This is a genomic window from Duganella lactea (genome assembly GCF_009857505.1).
GTDB lineage: Bacteria > Pseudomonadota > Gammaproteobacteria > Burkholderiales > Burkholderiaceae_D > Rugamonas > Rugamonas lactea.
Map to the genome: position 1 here is coordinate 163,863 of NZ_WWCP01000005.1, position 18,300 is coordinate 182,162.

Sequence of the window (18,300 nt, forward strand, 5' to 3'; positions counted from 1 at the left end):
GCGCGATTTCAATGTCTGGAGGGGGTGGCAACAAGGTCGGCAGGCGAGGGATGGCGTAAATAATAACCCATTTTTTAAAAGTGCGGTGGTTTGTCGCAGGTTTGTCGCACGGCGCTCAGTTATCGTCGGCGAAGGTGGTGTTGTTCATGATGTGTTCGGTGATCTGCTCCAGCAGCGGCCACAGTTGTTGCAGCAGCGCCTGGGCGCGCTGCTGGTTGTCGGCCTCGCTGGCCGCCGGCGGCAGCTGTTCCAGCGCCAGCAGCAGTTCGCCCATGCCCAGCGCGCCGACGGTGCGCGCCGGCGATTTGAGCCGGTGCCCCAGCTCGCGCAGCGTGGCCAGGTCGCCGCGGCGCAGCGCGGCCTCCATCTGGTTCAGGCCGTCTTGGGTGTTTTGCAGGAACTTGAAGGCGAATTTGCGCACCTTGTGTGGATGATAACCCAGCAGTTTGGCCAGAATCGACAAATCGATCACGGCCGGGTCGCCGCCCAGCGTGCTCTTGAACGCCGCCCGCGCCGGCTTGTGCGGCAGCGGCGCCGGCGCCGCGTTGTGGTCGCGCTCGGGCAGCCAACTGGCGATGGTCTGGTACATCAGCGCCGGCTGGATCGGCTTGGAGATGAAATCGTCCATGCCGGCCTCGATGCAGCGCACCCGGTCCTCGCTGGTGGCGGTGGCGGTCATGGCCAGCACCCGCATGTCGGCCAGGCGCGGGTCGGCGCGGATGCGGCGGGTGGCCTCCAGGCCGTCCATCAGCGGCATCTGCACGTCCATCAGCACGCAGTCGAAGGCGGTCTGGCGCAGCAGCTCCAGCGCCTCCATGCCGTTGGCCGCCAGGCACACCGACGAGCCGACTTCCTCCAGCAGCTCCAGCGCGATCTGCTGGTTGAAGGTGTTGTCCTCCACCAGCAGGATGCGGGCGTTCTTCAGCGCCGCCATCAGCGCGGCGCTGCGCGAGGAGGCCAGCAGCTCGGCGGCGGCGTCCTTGACGCGGTCGATCAGCTGCGGCACGCTGGCGCTGGAAATGCCCAGCCGCGCGGTGAACCAGAAGGTGCTGCCGTGGCCGGGGCGGCTGCGCACGCCGACCTCGCCGCCCATCAGCTGCGCCAGCTGCTTGCAGATCGCCAGACCGAGGCCGGTGCCGCCGTATTCGCGTGTGGTGGAGGTGTCGGCCTGCTGGAACGACTGGAACAGCTTGTCGATCTCGGCCTCCGACAGGCCGATGCCGCAGTCGCTGACCTCGAAGCGCAGCAGGCAGCCGTGGGCGTCGCCGACCACCTGGCGCACGCGCACCTCGATGCGGCCCTTTTCGCTGAACTTGATGGCGTTGTTGGTGTAGTTGATCAGCACCTGGCCGAGCCGCAGCGGATCGCCGCGCAGCACCCTGGGCAGCGTCGGGTCGAGGTCGACCAGCAGTTCCAGCTCGCGGCTGGCGGCCTTCGGCGCCACCACCGTCAGCAGCGTCTGGATCACATGGTCGAGCGCAAAGTCGACCTGCTCGACCTCCAGCTTGCCGGCCTCGATCTTGGAGATGTCGAGGATGTCGTCGATGATGCCCAGCAGGTGCTCGCCGGCGAAGCGGATCTTTTCCAGGTAGTCGCGCTGGCGCGGATCGAGCTCGGTCTTCAGCGCCAGATAGGCCATGCCGATCACGCCGTTCATCGGCGTGCGGATCTCGTGGCTCATATTGGCCAGGAACTGGCCCTTGGTCTGGCTGGCCTCCTCGGCCGCGCGGCGCGCGTGATCGAGCTCGCGCGTGCGGATCGCCACCCGCTCCTCCAGGTGTTCGTTCAGCTCGCGCAGCGCGTCCTCGCCGCGTTTGCGGTCGGTGATGTCGGTCAGGCTGGCCACCACCAGCTGCACCGCGCCGCTGTTGTCGGCAATCGGCTCGGCGTTGACCGACAGCCAGCGGCGCGCGCCGTCCTGCTGGCACAGGCCCATGACCACGTCGCGCACCGGCATGCCGGTGACCAGCGCCAGTTGCACCGGATGGCTGGCGCCGTCGTAGGGCGTGCCGTCCTCGCGCACGCCGGCCCACAGGCCGCCGGGACTGAGCTCGGCGCTGTGCGTCAGCATGCGCGCGGCGGCGACGTTGCGCTCCAAAATCACACCGTGGCCGTCGACCATCACCAGGCCGTTGGTGACGGCGTTGAAGATCGAGGCCAGGCGCTGGCTGGAGCCGTGCAGCGCCTGCTCGGCCTGGCGGCGCGCGGTGATATCGGTCAGCATCGCCAGCGTGCCGGCGTAGTGGCCGTTGTCGGCGTTCATCACCGTGGTCGACAGCAGGCACCAGACGGTGCTGCCGTCGCTGCGCAGGAAGCAGACGTCGTCCTGGCCCACCTGGCCGGCCTGGCCGGACAGCCGCTGCCGCAAATGCTGTTTGAGCAGCGCGCGGCCGGCGTCGTCCATGAATTCGGTCATGGCGCGGCCCATCATCTGGTCCACCTCGTAGTCCAGCATCTTGGCCAGCGTCGGGTTGACGAAGGTGGTGCGGTCGTCGGCGTCGGTCATCCAGATACCCTCGGCGGCGGTCTGCACGATCTGGCGGTAGCGTTCCGCCGACGCCTGCAACGCTTCCTCGGCGCGCTGGCGCTGGCTCATGTCGCGCAGCGCCATCAGCACCAGCGCCTGTTCGCCCAGCCGTACCGGCGACAGATGCACCATGGCCGGGAAGCTGCTGCCGTCGGCGCGCACCGCGCACAGCACGCGCCCCGGCAGCATCGGACGCGAGAACAATTCGCGCGCGCCGCCGTTGCTGCGCATCGCCTCCGGCGCCAGCTGTTCGACCGATTGGCCGGCCATGTCGCCGTCGTGGCCGAAGCTGTGGGCGCAGGCCGGGTTGGCGTGGCGCACGATGCCGCGCTTGTCGGCGACCAGCACCGCGCCCGGCGTGGCGTCCACCACCGTCCACAGGCGCGCCTCCTCGGCCGCGAGCCGCTGGCTGATGTCGGTCAGCGTGCCGGCCGCGCGCAGCGGCAGGCCGGCGGCGTCGCGTAACAGTATCCGGCCGCGCGCCAGCACCCACTTCCAGCTGCCGTCCTTGGCGCGCATACGGTGTTCGCTGTGGATCTGGCCGTTGGCGTCGCTGCTGCTGCCCAGATAGGTCTGGATCTCGCACTCGACCTGCGGGCGGTCGTCCGGATGCACGTGCGCGAGACACTCGCTCAGCGTCGGATGGAATTCCTCGGTACTGTAGCCGAGCAGCGCGCAGTAGCGCGGCGACAGCACCAGCTTGCCGGCCGCCAGATGCCATTCCCAGGTGCCGTCGCCGGTCCCTTCCAGCGCCAGCGCGGCGCTGTCCAGTTGCGCGCGCGCCGCCCGCAGCGCGCGGCTCTGCTGGCGCAGACGCCAGCCCAGCGCGCACGCGCCGAGCAGCAGCAGGGCGCCGGCCAGCGCGCCGCCGTAGCGCAGCAGCGGATGGCCGCCGGGCGGCTGGTACAGAAAGCCGTCGAGGCTGAAGTTGGCCGGCAGCATGCCCTGTTCGATGTAGGCGCGGGCGATGGCGCGCCAGCGTTCCGGATTGCTGTAGCCTAGTTCGATCAGCGGCAGTTCCATCAGTTCGGCGATGCGCTGCGCCTCGAACATCAGGTGCTCGCGGCTCTTGCGTTCCGGGTAGCGGGCGCGAATCAGGTCGGCGATCTCGCCCGGATGGCGCAGGGCGTAGTCCCAGCCGCGCAGCGTCGCCTCGCGCAGCGCCTGGGCGCGCGCCGGGTGCTCGCGCAATTCGCTCTCGGTGGTGTACAGCACGTCACCATAGAAATCCAGACCGTGAGCGCGTGGCGACAGCAATTCGTATTTCAGGTTCAGCCGGTCCAGCGCATACGGCGCCTCGGTGCTGTAGACCGACAAGGCGTCGACCCGGCCCGCCAGCAGGTCGTCCAGGCTGTGGTTGTGCGTGATCTGGTACAGCGTGTCCATGCGCACGCCCTGCTGTTTCAGGAAGACCGTCAGTTCCTCGTTGTGCTGCGCGATCATCAGGCGCATGCCGGGCCAGGGCGCGGGCTTGCCGGCGGCGTCGAGCCGGCGCAGCAGCGAGGTGCCGGAATGCTGAAACAGCGACGCCAGCACCACCACCGGCTGGCCGATGCCGCGCGCCAGCAGCAGCGAGGTGTTGCCGACGCCGTACTGGGCCTGGCCCCGCATCACGCTGTGCAGCGGATCGACACCGGGGCCCGCTTCGAGCAGCGTCACATCGAGGCCGGCGTCGCGGTAATAGCCCTGGTCCTGGGCGGCATAGAAGCCGGCGAACTGGAACTGGTGCTGCCATTTGAGCTGGATGGCGACCTTCTCGGCGGCCGGCGCCGGCGCCAGCACGAGCGCGAGCAGCAGCCCCGCCACCGTGTGCGGCAGACGTTGCCAACGGAGCTGGCGCAAGCGCGGACGGCAGTGAAGCAAGGGATCCCTTTCGGTCGATTCAGCGTGCTCTAAGCGTACTGTACAGTTGAAACTATAGCATCGAAGCAAGGTCGGCAGACTCGGCTACGACAAGAAAACGATTGCATATTGTGCCAGCTCAAAACAACGTCATATTTCACATTTTTAGCCGGTGTTTGTGACAAAAATGTGGAAATGCGCGCGACGGCCCGGCTAGCGTGACGCTAGCCGGGCGGGGCTATTGATTGAAGCTGCCGGCGAACTGGTAGCGGTGGCCGGGATGCCACATGGTCGCCAGCGAGGCGATCAGACCGGCTGAGAAGGTCTGACGCTTGAGCACCAGGCACGCCTGGCGGGTATCGATCGCCAGCATCTCGGCGATGTCGCGCGGCGCCGCCAGCGCCTCGATGCTGTAGCTGGCGCCCTGCAGCGGCGCCGCCCGCATCAGGTATTCGTTGGGCGTGATCTGGGCGAAGTCCTGCTGCATGTAGTCTGGCGCGCACTGCGGATTGACCCAGCGGTCTTCGACCTGGATCGGCACGCCGTTCTCGAAATGCACGATCACCGAATGGAACAGCGGATGGCCGGCCGGCAGCGCGAACTGCTTGGCCATCAGATCGCTGGCGCGGACCCGTTCGAGTTGTTGCAGGCTGCTGCGGTGGGCGTGGCCGCGCGCGCGCACCTCGTCGGCGATCGACTTGATCTCCAGCAGCGTGGCCTGGTATTTGGGCTGGGCGACATAGGTGCCGGAACCCTGGCGGCGGGTCAGCACCTGTTCCGCCGTGAGTTCGCGCACGGCGCGGTTGACGGTCATGCGCGAGACGCCGAACTGCTTGACCAGCGCCTGCTCGGACGGAATCACATCGCCTTCCTTCCAGGTGCCGGCGGCGATTTCGGCCAGCAGGTAATCTTTGATGCGCTGGAATATCGGGGTGCTGTCTTGCGTGATCTGGTCGTCCAAACGGCTGTCTCCTGGTGAACGCTGATTCTAGCATCGCATGCTTGTACAATTCAAAAGCAAGAGGCGGAGTGCGTGACATTTTTGCGCTGGCTAAGATGGCCGCATTCCCCTGAGACGGAGTCGGAAATGGGCAAGTACGGAAATGACGAACAACGCTGGGCCGCGGTGCAGCGGCGCGACGGCGGCGCTGATGAGGTGTTCTGGTACTCGGTGCGCAGCACCGGGGTGTATTGCCGGCCATCGTGCGCGGCGCGACCGGCGTTGCGCAAGAACGTGGCCTTCCACGACAGCCGCGCGGCGGCCGAGCGGGCCGGTTTTCGGCCGTGCCTGCGCTGCAAGCCGGACCAGCCGCCGCTGGCCGAGCGCCATGCCGCCATGGTGGCGCAGGCCTGCCGGCTGATCGACGACGCCGACGCCGACACCATGCCGGATCTGGACCGGCTGGCGTCGGCGGTGGGCGTCAGCCGCTTCCACTTTCACCGCCTGTTCAAGGCGGTGACCGGCATCACACCCAAGGCCTACGCCAACGCGGCGCGGGCGCGGCGGGTGCAGGACGGGTTGGCGGCCAAGGCCTCGGTGACCGACGCGATGTACGCGGCCGGCTTCAACTCCAGCGGCCGGTTTTATGCGCAATCGCCGGCGGTGCTGGGCATGAAACCGTCAGCCTTCCGCGCCGGCGGAGCGGGGGAGCGGATCCGCTTCGCGATCGCCGAGTGTTCGCTGGGGCCGATCCTGGTGGCCAGCACGGAGCAGGGCATCTGCGCCATCCTGATCGACGACGACCCGGATTTTCTGGTGAAGGACCTGCAGGACCGCTTCCCCAGGGCGGAGCTGATCGGCGCCGAGCCGGCCTATGAGCAGGTGGTGTCGCGCGTGGTGGGCATGGTTGAACAGCCGTCGCTGGGGCTGGAACTGCCGCTGGACGTGCGCGGCACGGCGTTCCAGCAGCGCGTGTGGCAGGTGCTGCGGTCAATCCCGCCCGGCCGGCGCGTGAGCTACGCCGAACTGGCTGAACTGGCCGGCGTGCCGCGCGGCGCGCGCGCCGTGGCCAGCGCCTGCGCCGCCAATGCGATCGCGGTGGCGATACCGTGCCACCGCGTGGTGCGCAACGACGGTGGCCTGTCCGGCTACCGCTGGGGCGTCGACCGCAAGGCGGCGCTGTTGAACCGGGAGGCCGGCAATGCGTAACAGCGACGGTAACGGCGAGCTCGATTTCGGCGACGCCGCCGCCGCGCGCCGGCCCAAGCCCACGCCGGCCGCGCGCCCGGCCACGGCTGGCGCGGCGGCCGGCATCGCGGTCCACGTCGCGGGACTGGACTGGCAGGCGATCGCCGACGAGCTTAACGCGCACGGCCACGCCATCCTGCCCGGCATGCTGGCCGCCGAAGAATGCGCCGCGCTGGCGGCGCAGTACGACCAGTCGCAACTGTTCCGCAGCCGCGTGGTGATGTCGCAGCACGGCTTCGGCAGTGGCGAATACCAATACTACCGCTACCCGCTGCCATCGCTGATCGCCGCCCTGCGCGGCGCGCTGTATGGACCGTTGGCCGTCATCGCTAACCGCTGGCACGAACTGATGGACCTGCCGGACCGCTTCCCCGCCGAGCACGCCGACTTCCTGGCCCGCTGCCACGCCGCCGGCCAGACGCGTGCCACGCCGCTGCTACTGCAATACCAGGCCGGCGACTACAACTGCCTGCACCAGGACCTGTACGGCGAGCACGTCTTCCCGTTGCAGGCGGCGGTATTGCTCAGCCAGCCTGGCCAGGACTTCGACGGCGGCGAATTCGTGCTGACCGAACAGCGGCCACGGATGCAATCGCGGGTCGAAGTGGTGCCGTTGAAGCGGGGCGACCTGCTTATTTTCGCCGTCCACCAGCGGCCGGTGCAAGGCACGCGCGGCATCTACCGCGTCAACCTGCGGCACGGCGTCAGCCGGCTACGGACCGGCACCCGCCACACGCTCGGCCTGATCTTCCACGACGCCAACTGAAAAACGGGTGTCAGGTCTGACACCCGTTTTTTTTAGGTGGTGGTGCTTTTTTGCGTTTGGTAGAGGCGGGCGTAGATGCCGTTTTGCGCCAGCAACGCGGCGTGGCTGCCGGCTTCGGCGATCCGGCCGCGCTCCAGCACCACGATGCGGTCGGCGTTCTCGATCGTCGACAGGCGGTGGGCGATGACCACCGTGGTGCGGCCCTTCATCAGCACTTCCAGCGCCTGCTGCACCAGGCGCTCGGATTCGGTGTCCAGCGCGCTGGTGGCTTCGTCCAGGATCAGGATCGGCGCGTTCTTGTACAGCGCGCGCGCGATCGCCAGCCGCTGGCGCTGCCCACCCGACAGCCGCAGGCCGTTTTCGCCCACCGGCGTGTGGTAGCCGTCCGGCTGACGCACGATGAATTCGTGGGCGTGCGCGGCGCGCGCCGCCGCTTCGATGCGTTCCATCGACGGCGCCGCGTCGCCGTAGGCGATGTTGGCCGCCAGCGTGTCGTTGAACAGCATCACGTCCTGCGACACCAGCGCGATCTGCTGGCGCAGCGAGGCCAGCGTGTAATCGCGCAGGTCGATGCCATCGAGCTTGATGCTGCCGTCGCTGACGTCGTAGAAACGCGGCAGCAGCCCGGCCAGCGTGGTCTTGCCGCTGCCCGAGCTGCCCACCAGCGCCACCGTTTCGCCGGCGGCGATGTCCAGCGACACATGGTCCAGCGCCGGGCGCGCGTCGGGATCGAGCGGCGCGCCGTCGGCGCCGCGATAGTGGAAGCTGACGTCCCGCACCGACAGCCGGCCTTCGGCGCGGGCGACGCTGGTGGTGCCGCGGTCGGCCTCCTGTTCCAGGTCGATCAGGCCATACACCGATTCCGCCGCCGCCAGGCCGCGCTGCATCGGCTCATTAATCTTGGTCAGGTTCTTGATCGGCGACTGCATCGCCATCAGCGACGACATGAAGGCTACGAAGGCGCCCGGCGACAGCGCGCCGGCCTGCGCCCGCAGCAGCGCGAAGTAGATCACCGACGACAGCGTGATCCCGATCAGCATCATGATGATGCCGGAGTTTAGCGCCGACGTCGCCGCGTGCTTGACCGCCAGTTGGCGATTCAGCTTGACCACGTGGTCGAAGCGGGTCTGTTCGTATTGCTGGCCGCCGAAGATCTTCACCACGCGCTGGCCGCTGATGCTTTCGTCCAGCACATTGGTCAGGCTGCCCATGGCCGCCTGCGCGTTCTTGCTCAGTTTTCGCATGCGGCGGCCGGCGAAGGTGACGATGGCCGCCACCAGCGGCAGCAGACCAAGGCAGAACAGCGCCAGTTGCCAGTCCACCGTGAACAAGGTGATCAGGTAGCCGATGGTGGCCACCGAGTCGCGCACGGCGACGTTGACCACCGTCAGCCCGGCCTGCGCCACCTGCGCCGCGTCGAACGCCACCCGCGACAGCGTGGTGCCGGTGGAGGATTGGTCGAAGTAGCCGTTCGGCAGGCGCATGATGCGGGCGAACATGACTTCGCGCAGATTGGCCTGGACCCGGCTGTTGAGCCACGCGGCGCCGTATTCGCCGATAAAGCTCGACACCATGCGCAGCAGCGCCAGGCCGAGGATGACCGCCGGGATGGCCCACAGCGCGGCCTTGCCCGGGTCGCGTGGCAGCAGCTGGTCCAGCGCGTCCTTGACGACGGCCAGGATGCCGCTGGCCGCCGGCACCACGCCGCCCACCGCGTGCTGCGGCGCCAGCGCGTCGATCACGTTCTGCAACTGGCGGATCAGCAGCACGTCGGCGGCCGCCGCCAGGCCGACCGCCACCAGCGTCACGGCGGCGATCCAGGCGTAAGGGCGGAATTCCTTGAGCAGGCGAAGGTAAAGGAGGCGGCTGGACACTGTTGGTTCACATGGCGGAAGACGGGAAGCCTGCATTGTACCTGTCCTGCAACTGAATTCCCGCTGTTTGCCTGCTACACTCTGAATCTTGCACCGAATGGAGAACCTGATGCGCCATACCCTGTTGTTCGCCGCCCTGCTGGCGGCCCTGCCGGCCCATGCCGACACCATCATCGACCGCGCCAACGGCTACACGCTGAATGGCGCCGGCCAGTTGCAGCGTTTTACTTCGCTGGCCTTTGATGATCTGGGCCGCATCGTGGCGGTGGGCAGCGAGAAGCAGACGGCGGCCGCGCTGCCGAAGGCGGATCACATCGATGTCCAGGGCCGCACCGTGCTGCCTGGCCTGATCGACGCCCATGGCCACGTGTTTGAACTGGGTACCATCGCCGCCGGCGTGGAGCTCTATAGCCCCGCCTCGCTCGGCGCGGCGCTGCGCGCGGTGGCGGACTTCGCCCGGGCCCACCCGAAAAACGCCTGGGTCGTCGGTTTCGGCTGGAACCAGGAGAACTGGAAACTGGGCCGCTTCCCCACCGCCGCCGAGCTGGATGCGGTGGTCGCCAGCCGTCCGGTGCTGCTGCACCGGGTCGACGGCCACGCGATCTGGGTCAATACCAAGGCGCTGGAGATGGCCGGCGTGACGCGCGACACGCAGGACCCGGCCGGCGGCAAGATCGAGCGCGACGCCAGCGGCAAGCCGACCGGGGTGCTGGTCGACGCGGCCATGGAGCTGGTCAACCGCGTGGTGCCGCTGCCCACGCCGGCCGAGGCGCGCGCCACGCTGGATGTGGCGCTGCAGTCGCTGGCCAAGGTGGGCCTGACCAGCGTGCACGATGCCGGCATCAGGGTGGCGCAGGACGATATCTACCGCGACTACGCCGACCACGGCAAGCTGACCACCCGCGTCTACGCGATGATCGGCGACACCACCTCCGACTTCGACGAGCTGTCCAAGGACGGTCCGCTGAAGTCCTACGCCAACGATGTCTACGCGCTGGCGGCGGTCAAGCTGTATTCGGACGGCGCCCTGGGCAGCCGTGGCGCGGCGCTGCTGGCGCCTTACTCGGACATGCCATCGACCAAGGGCCTGCTGTTCTACCCGGACGCGGAAATGCGCGCCAAGATGAACAAGGCGATGAAGGCCGGTTATCAGGTCAACATCCACGCCATCGGCGACGCCGGCAACCACCAGATTCTGGACGCCTACGCGCAGTTGATCCCGCAGTACAAGAACGCGGCGCTGCGCCACCGCATCGAGCACGCGCAGGTGGTGACGCCGGAGGACATCCCGCGCTTCAAGCAGTTGAGCATCATCCCGTCGATGCAGCCGACCCACGCCACCTCGGACCAGAACATGGCCGAGCAGCGCGTCGGCCATGAGCGCATCAAGGGCGCCTACGCGTGGCGCACCTTCCTCGATCAGGGCTCGAAGATCGCCTGCGGTTCGGACTTCCCGATCGAGTCGCCGAATCCATTCGAGGGGCTGCACGCGGCGGTCACGCGGCAGAACAACGCCAACGTGCCGCCCGGCGGCTGGTACAAGAACCAGGCGATGACGCTGACCGAGGCGTTCCGCTGCTTCACGCTGGACGCGGCCTACGCCGCCAATCAGGACAACGTCATCGGCTCGCTGGAAGTGGGCAAGTGGGCCGACTTCATCGTGGTCGACCGCGATATCTTCAAAATTCCACCGGAGCAACTGGGCAAAACCCAGGTGCTGCAAACCTGGATGGGCGGCAAACGCGTGTACAAAAAATAGGCAACGCAACGGGTTGACTTGGTTGTCTATACAACCTATGCTGTGATGATTCCAACGCATCGCAGCAGGAGACCCCATGAGCAGCCAATTCGACAACGACCCGCGTTACGACGCCAGCCGCGACATCCGGGCGCCGCGCGGCCCCGAGCGCACCTGCAAGAGCTGGGGTGCGGAGGCGGCCTACCGCATGATCCAGAACAACCTGGACAAGGAAGTGGCGGAGAACCCAAAGCACCTGGTGGTCTACGGCGGCATCGGCCGCGCTGCCCGCGACTGGGCCTGCTACGACCAGATCCTGGCCTCGCTGCGCGCGCTGGAAGACAATCAAACGCTGTTGATCCAGTCCGGCAAGCCGGTCGGCGTGTTCCAGACCCACGAGGACGCGCCGCGCGTGCTGATCGCCAATTCCAACCTGGTGCCGAAGTGGGCCAACTGGGAACATTTCAATGAGCTGGACCGCAAGGGCCTGTTCATGTACGGCCAGATGACCGCCGGTTCGTGGATTTACATCGGCACGCAGGGCATCGTGCAGGGCACCTTCGAGACCTTCGCCGAGGCGGGCCGCCAGCATTTCGGCGGCGACCTGAAAGGCCGCTGGGTGCTGACGGCGGGCCTGGGCGGCATGGGTGGCGCGCAGCCGCTGGCCGCGACCATGGCCGGCGCGGTGTCGCTGACCATCGAGTGCCAGCAGAGCAGCATCGACTTCCGCCTGCGCACCCGTTACCTCGACAAACAGGCGGCGTCGATCGACGAGGCGCTGGCGATGATTCAACAGCACAAGGCCAACGGCGAGGCGATTTCCATCGGCCTGCTGGGCAACGCCGCCGATGTGCTGCCGGAGCTGGTGCGCCGCGCCAGGGCCGGCGGCATGGTGCCGGACGTGGTGACCGACCAGACCTCGGCGCATGACCTGATCAACGGCTATCTGCCGCAGGGCTGGAACGTGGCCGACTGGAAGGCGGCGCAGCAGGACCCGTCGCGCCACGTGGCACTGAAGGATGCCGCCACCGCCTCGTGCGCGGTGCATGTGCAGGCGATGCTGGACTTCCAGTCGCTGGGCGCCAGGGTGGTCGACTACGGCAACAACATCCGCCAGGTGGCGTTCGACCACGGCGTGAAGAACGCCTTCGATTTCCCCGGCTTCGTGCCGGCCTATATTCGCCCGCAGTTCTGCGAGGGCCGCGGCCCGTTCCGCTGGGTGGCGCTGTCCGGCGACCCGGAAGATATCTACAAGACCGACGCCAAGATCAAGGAACTGTTCCCGCACCACGCGCAGGTGCACCGCTGGCTGGACATGGCGCGCGAGCGCATCGCCTTCCAGGGCCTGCCGGCGCGTATCTGCTGGCTGGGTTTGGGCGAGCGTCACATCGCCGGCCTGGCCTTCAACGAGATGGTGCGCAATGGCGAGCTGAAAGCGCCGATTGTGATCGGCCGCGATCATCTGGACACCGGCTCGGTGGCCAGCCCTAACCGCGAGACCGAGGCGATGAAGGACGGCACCGACGCTGTCTCCGACTGGCCGCTGCTGAACGCTTTGCTGAATACCGCCGGCGGCGCCACCTGGGTGTCGCTGCACCATGGCGGCGGCGTGGGCATGGGTTACTCGCAGCACTCCGGTGTGGTGATCGTGGCCGATGGCACCGATGCCGCCGCCAGGCGCCTGGCGCGGGTGCTGGTCAACGACAGCGGTTCCGGTGTGATGCGCCATGCCGATGCCGGCTATGAAACCGCGGTCGCCTGCGCCAAGCGCAATGGCCTGAACCTCCCAATGATCAAATGAGTTTGCATATGAACCTGATTCTGAAACCGGGCGCGATGACGCTCGCCGAACTGCGCGCCGTATGGAGCGCCGCCGTGCCGCTGTCGCTGGCGCCGGAAGCCTATCCGGACATCGAAGCCTCGGCCGCCGCCGTGCGCGCCATTGTCGCCAAGGGCGACGCCGCCTATGGCATCAACACCGGTTTCGGCCTGCTGGCCAAGACCCGCATCCCGGACGACAAGCTGGAACAGCTGCAGCGCAACCTGATCCTGTCGCATTCGGTGGGCACCGGTGAGCTGATGTCGGACGCCGTCTGCCGCCTGATCATGCTGATGAAGATCGGCAGCCTGGCGCGCGGCTACTCGGGCGTGCGCCCGCTGATCATCGACACGCTGATCAAGTTGTACAACGCCGGCATCATGCCGGCCATTCCGGCCAAGGGCTCGGTGGGCGCCTCGGGCGACCTGGCGCCGTTGTCGCACATGACGCTGGCGATGCTGGGTGTGGGCCAGGTGCGCGTCAACGGCGTGCCGCAGGAGGCCGGCGCCGCGCTCAAAGCCGCCGGCATCGAGCCGGTGGCGCTGGCCGCGAAAGAGGGCCTGGCGCTGATCAACGGCACCCAGGTGTCGACCGCGCTGGCGCTGCATGGCCTGTTCATGGCCGAGCGTCTGCTGGAGGCCGGCATGGTGGCCGGCGCGCTGTCGCTGGACGCGGCCAAAGGTTCCGATTCGCCGTTCGACGCGCGCGTGCACGAGGTGCGCGGCCAGCCGGGCCAGATCGCCGCCGCGTCGATTTATCGTCAGCTGGTGTCCGATAGCGCGATCCGCGCCTCGCATCTGGTGGGCGATGAGCGCGTGCAGGACCCGTACTGCCTGCGCTGCCAGCCGCAAGTCATGGGCGCGTGCTGGGATCTGATCAACAACGCGGCGCGCACGCTGCTGATCGAGGCCAACGCGGTGACCGACAATCCGCTGTTGTTCAAGAACGGCGAGCTGTCGGTGGTGGTCTCGGGCGGTAACTTCCACGCCGAGCCGGTGGCCTTCGCCGCCGACACGCTGGCGCTGGCGATCGCGGAAATCGGCTCGATCTCGGAGCGCCGCGTGTCGCTGCTGATCGACGCCACCTTGTCCGGCCTGCCGCCGTTCCTGGTGCGCGATCCGGGCGTCAATTCCGGCTTCATGATCGCCCACGTCACCGCCGCCGCGCTGGCGTCGGAGAACAAGTCGATCGCGCATCCGGGCAGCGTGGACACCATTCCGACGTCGGCCAATCAGGAAGACCATGTGAGCATGGCCACCTACGCCGCGCGGCGCCTGGACGACATGGCGCAGAATACGGCGGTGATCGTTGGCATCGAGCTGCTGGCGGCGGCGCAGGGGATCGATTTCCATCGTCCGCTGACTACCTCGCCGCATCTGGAACACGTGCATCAGCAGCTGCGCGCCAGGGTGCCGTTCTACGAAGAGGACCGCTTCTTCGCGCCGGACATCGAGGCGGCCAAGGGCATGGTGATGCGCGGCGAGTTGAGCGCGTCGTGCAAGGAGCTGTTCACGGCGTTGCATCCGTAAGGAGAACCGGCATGGATTATCAGTTCAAAGCAGGCAGCATTCCCTTGCTGGTGTCCATGCCGCATGTGGGCACCGATATTCCCGACGAGGTGCTGGCGGCGATGACGCCGGCCGCCGTCGACAGGCAGGACACCGATTGGCATCTGGTACGGCTGTATGATTTTTTGGCGGAGATGGGGGCGTCCACCTTGTCGGCGCGCTGGTCGCGCTATGTGATCGACCTGAATCGTCCGCCGGAGAACACCAATCTGTATCCTGGCCAGGATACGACGGGCCTGTGCCCGGTCGATACCTTTCATCGCGAGCCGCTCTACCTTGACGGTTGCACGCCGGATGAGGCGGAGGTGCGGCGCCGTCTGCAGGCGTACTGGAAGCCGTATCACGAGCAGCTGCGCGCGGAGCTGGACCGCCTGCTGGCGCTGCACGGCCGCGTGGTGCTGTGGGATGCGCATTCGATCGCGTCGCATGTGCCGCGCTTCTTCGAGGGCAAGCTGCCCGACCTGAACTTCGGCACGGCGGACGGCAAGAGCTGCGCGCCCGGCCTCACCGAGGCGGTGGTGGCGCGGGTGGATGGCGGCTACACGGTTGCCGTCAACGGCCGCTTCAAGGGCGGCCATATCACACGCTTTTATGGCGCGCCGGCACGCGGTGTGCACGCGATTCAGCTGGAGATGTGCCAGTCCACTTATATGGATGAAGCGGCGCCGTATGGCTATCGCAGCGACCTGGCCGCGCAGGTGCGGCAGCCGTTGCGCGCAATGATGCAGGCCGCCGCCGACTGGGTGCGGGCATGAGCCAGCTGTTTGCGCGCCACGCGCTGCTGCCCGATGGCTGGGTCAAGAATGTGCTGATCGAATGGGATGCCGCTGGCGCCATCACGGCGGTGACGGCGGGCGCCGAGGGGCGGGGCGTGGAGGCGGTCGAGTATGCGCTGCCGGGCATGATCAACCTGCACTCGCACAGCTTCCAGCGCGCACTGGGCGGCCGCACCGAGAAGGCCGGCGACAGCAAAGATAGTTTCTGGACCTGGCGCGACCTGATGTACCGCTTCGCGCGCAACATCACGCCCGAGCATATCGAGGCCATTGCCGCGCAGCTGTTCAGCGAATGCCTGCGTCATGGCTACACCTCGCTGTGCGAGTTCCACTATGTGCAGCGGGCGCCGGACGGCGCCATGTACCCGCGTCCGGCGGAAACGGCGGAGCGCGTGATTGCCGCCGCACGGTTGGCCGGAATCGGCGTGACCATGCTGCCGGTGTTGTATAGTTATTCCGGCTTTGGCGAATTGGCGCTGAAACCGGAACAGCGGCGCTTCAAGACCGATGCCCAGGATGTGTTGCGCATCGTGGAATCGCTGGAACCGCGGCGCGATGCGCAGGTCGAGGTCGGCGTGGCGCCGCATTCGCTGCGCGCGGCGTCGGTGGCGCAGATCGGCGAAGTGCTGGTGACGCTGCCGAAGGCGCGCCCGGTGCATATCCATATCGCCGAGCAGCAGGGCGAGGTGCGGCAGTCACTGGACTGGAGCGGACGCCGGCCGGTGCAATGGCTGCTGGAGAAGCTGGACGTGGACCGGCGCTGGTGCCTGATCCACGCCACGCATCTGGTGGAGGATGAAGTCAGCGGCATCGCGCACAGCGGAGCGGTGGCGGGTTTGTGCCCGACCACGGAGGCGAATCTCGGCGACGGCCTGTTCCCGCTGGAGAGCTTCCTGGCGCAGGGCGGCCGCTTCGGCATCGGCAGCGACAGCCATGTGTCGCAAAGCGCTGTCGAGGAACTGCGCTGGCTGGAATATGGTCAGCGCCTGCTGCATCAGCGCCGCAATATCGCGGTGTCCGATGGCGAGCGCAATGTGGCGGACTTCCTGTGGCAGGGCGCCTTGCGCGGCGGCGCCCAGGCGGCTGGACGGCCGGTGGGCGCGCTGGCGCCGGGCCATCGCGCCGACATCGTGGTATTGGACGACGCGCATCCGAATATGTTTGGGTTGGCGCTGGACGAAGTGCTCGGCAGCTTCGTCTTCAGCGGCAACGACAATCTGGTCAAGGACGTCATGGTCGGTGGCCAGTGGGTAGTGCGCAATCAGCAGCACGTGGCGCAGCAGGCGATCGCTGCGCGCTTCAAGCAGACCTTGGCCGAACTGAGGGAGTTCCGATGACCCAGCTGATCCAGTATGCAAGCCTGCGCGCCGCGCCATGGAAAAACGGCGGCGGCAGCACCACCGAAATCGCCGTCTCGCCGGCCGGCGCGACATTCGACGATTTCGACTGGCGCGTAAGCCTCGCCACCATCGCGCAGGATGGCCCGTTCTCCATCTTCCCCGGCATCGACCGTTCGCTGGCGCTGGTCGACGGCGACGGCGTGCTGCTGGACTTCGGCGACGAGCGCTTTGTGCTCAGCCCCAGCGAGCCGCTGATTGAATTCTCCGGCGAGGATGCGGTGCACGCCACCGTCACCGGCCTGCACACCACCGATTTCAATGTGATGACGCGGCGCGGCCAATGCCGCCACCGGCTCGAACTGCTGGTGGTGACGGGCACGCAAACGCTCAAGCGCCGCGGCGGCGCCACGCTGCTGTTCCTGGCCGAGGGCGAGAGCCTGACGCTGGGCAGCGCGCGCGAACGCATCGCCATGGTCCGTTACGATACGGTGGTCATGGAAGCGGACGAGGACTGGACGCTGGAAGCGCAGCAGGCCACCGTGCTGGTGGCCGATATCATCCGTAACTAAGCATCCGCAATTAAGAGAGCAAAAGCATGTGGGACGTGTTGTTTACGAATGTCCATCTGGCCACCATGGTGGATGGCTATGGCGAGGTGCGCGACGCCGCCATCGCGGTCAAGGATGGCCGCATTGCGTGGCTCGGACCACAGGCGGCCTTGCCGCAAGGCGCGCAGGCGGTCACGGTGCACGACGGTGGCGGCAGCTGGCTGACGCCGGGACTGATCGACTGCCACACCCACATCGTCCACGCCGGCAACCGTAGCGATGAATTCGAGGCGCGTCTGAACGGCGCCACCTATGAGGATATCGCCCGCGCCGGCGGCGGCATCATGTCCACCGTGCGCGCCACGCGCGCGGCCTCCGAGGATGAACTGCTGCGACTAAGCCTGCCGCGCGTATTGAGCTTGCTGGCGGAAGGCGTGACCACGCTGGAGATCAAGTCCGGCTACGGTCTGACGCGCGCCTCCGAGGCCAATATGCTGCGCGCGGCGCGCCGCATCGGCCGCGAATTGCCGGTGCAGGTGGTGACCACGTTCCTGGGCGCGCACGCGCTGCCGCCGGAATTCGCCGGCCGCGCCGACGACTACATCGAGGAAGTTTGCGCGATGATCGCGCCGCTGGCCGCCGAAGGGCTGGTCGACGCGGTGGACGCCTTCTGCGAGCGGATCGGTTTTTCGCGCGAGCAGACGGAGCGCGTGTTCAAGGCCGCGCAGGCGCAAGGCTTGCCGGTGAAGCTGCACGCGGAGCAGTTGTCCGACCAGCACGGCGCGGAATTGACGGCGCGTTACAAGGGCTTGTCGGCCGACCATCTGGAACATCTGACGCCGGCCGGCGTCGCGGCCATGGCCGCCGCCGGCACGGTGGCGGTGCTGCTGCCCGGCGCCTACTACTTCCTGCGCGATACCACGCCGCCACCGGTGGCGGCGCTGCGCGAGGCCGGCGTGCCGATGGCCGTGTCGACCGACTGCAATCCCGGCACCTCGCCGATGACCTCCTTGCTGCTGGCGATGAACATGGCCTGTACGCTGTGGCGCCTGACGCCGCGGGAGGCGCTGGCCGGCGTGACGACGCACGCGGCGCGCGCGCTTGGGCTGTGCGAGCAGGTCGGCAGCCTGGAGCTGGGCAAGCGTGCCGACTTCGCGCTGTGGCGCATCGCCCGTCCGGCCGACCTGTCGTATGCCATCGGCCTGAATCCGTGCCGTGGCGTCGTCAATGCGGGCAAACTGCGTTCACCGCTGCTGTAAAAATCATCGCCGTGTGGGCTTTCGGTTACAGTAGCCGGATGTCATCCAGTGAAGC

General features: G+C 67.5%; 12 protein-coding genes. 9 read left to right on the forward strand and 3 right to left on the reverse strand.

Going from position 1 to position 18,300, the window contains the following annotated elements; all coding sequences use genetic code 11:
- Positions 1 to 115 precede the first annotated feature (115 nt).
- Both GTP44_RS07325 and hutC read right to left on the reverse strand, forming a co-directional pair.
- Positions 116 to 4,369, reverse strand: a complete 4,254-nt coding sequence (locus GTP44_RS07325) for a PAS domain S-box protein (protein WP_229256813.1) — start codon at positions 4,367 to 4,369, stop codon at positions 116 to 118.
- Positions 4,370 to 4,607: 238 nt separating this feature from the next.
- Positions 4,608 to 5,330, reverse strand: coding sequence for a histidine utilization transcriptional repressor HutC (hutC, locus tag GTP44_RS07330; RefSeq protein ID WP_160989251.1), 723 nt, complete (start codon positions 5,328 to 5,330; stop codon positions 4,608 to 4,610).
- A 126-nt stretch (positions 5,331 to 5,456) separates the two neighbouring features.
- Here hutC and ada point away from each other — a divergent pair, with 126 nt between their 5' ends.
- Positions 5,457 to 6,518: a bifunctional DNA-binding transcriptional regulator/O6-methylguanine-DNA methyltransferase Ada gene (gene ada, locus GTP44_RS07335; RefSeq protein ID WP_161018897.1), complete on the forward strand. Its 1,062-nt coding sequence runs from the start codon at positions 5,457 to 5,459 to the stop codon at positions 6,516 to 6,518.
- Entirely contained in the window at positions 6,511 to 7,323 is an 813-nt protein-coding gene (locus tag GTP44_RS07340) for a 2OG-Fe(II) oxygenase (RefSeq protein WP_161018898.1), read from the forward strand. The genes ada and GTP44_RS07340 overlap by 8 nt, the downstream gene beginning before the upstream one ends.
- A gap of 32 nt (positions 7,324 to 7,355) precedes the next feature.
- Here GTP44_RS07340 and msbA read toward each other — a convergent pair whose 3' ends face one another.
- On the reverse strand, positions 7,356 to 9,197 hold the full coding sequence (gene msbA, locus GTP44_RS07345) for a lipid A export permease/ATP-binding protein MsbA (RefSeq protein ID WP_161018899.1): 1,842 nt from the start codon (positions 9,195 to 9,197) through the stop codon (positions 7,356 to 7,358).
- A gap of 109 nt (positions 9,198 to 9,306) precedes the next feature.
- Here msbA and GTP44_RS07350 point away from each other — a divergent pair, with 109 nt between their 5' ends.
- From GTP44_RS07350 to hutI, 7 genes are all read left to right on the forward strand, one after another.
- Positions 9,307 to 10,956, forward strand: coding sequence for an amidohydrolase (locus GTP44_RS07350; RefSeq protein ID WP_229256814.1), 1,650 nt, complete (start codon positions 9,307 to 9,309; stop codon positions 10,954 to 10,956).
- Positions 10,957 to 11,032: 76 nt separating this feature from the next.
- The gene (gene hutU, locus GTP44_RS07355; protein ID WP_161018901.1) at positions 11,033 to 12,736 is read left to right on the forward strand and encodes a urocanate hydratase; all 1,704 of its coding nucleotides are present in this window, start codon (positions 11,033 to 11,035) and stop codon (positions 12,734 to 12,736) included.
- Between the two features lie 8 nt (positions 12,737 to 12,744).
- Positions 12,745 to 14,283, forward strand: coding sequence for a histidine ammonia-lyase (gene hutH / locus GTP44_RS07360; protein WP_371867169.1), 1,539 nt, complete (start codon positions 12,745 to 12,747; stop codon positions 14,281 to 14,283).
- A gap of 11 nt (positions 14,284 to 14,294) precedes the next feature.
- A complete protein-coding gene (gene hutG / locus GTP44_RS07365) occupies positions 14,295 to 15,077 on the forward strand; it encodes an N-formylglutamate deformylase (RefSeq protein ID WP_161018903.1) in 783 nt (260 codons plus the stop codon).
- Positions 15,074 to 16,435, forward strand: coding sequence for a formimidoylglutamate deiminase (locus tag GTP44_RS07370; RefSeq protein WP_161018904.1), 1,362 nt, complete (start codon positions 15,074 to 15,076; stop codon positions 16,433 to 16,435). Before hutG ends, GTP44_RS07370 begins: the two co-directional genes overlap by 4 nt.
- Complete coding sequence (locus GTP44_RS07375; RefSeq protein ID WP_161018905.1) at positions 16,432 to 17,007, forward strand: HutD/Ves family protein; 576 nt, start codon at positions 16,432 to 16,434, stop codon at positions 17,005 to 17,007. Before GTP44_RS07370 ends, GTP44_RS07375 begins: the two co-directional genes overlap by 4 nt.
- A gap of 26 nt (positions 17,008 to 17,033) precedes the next feature.
- The gene (gene hutI / locus GTP44_RS07380) at positions 17,034 to 18,245 is read left to right on the forward strand and encodes an imidazolonepropionase (RefSeq protein ID WP_160989261.1); all 1,212 of its coding nucleotides are present in this window, start codon (positions 17,034 to 17,036) and stop codon (positions 18,243 to 18,245) included.
- Positions 18,246 to 18,300 lie beyond the last annotated feature (55 nt).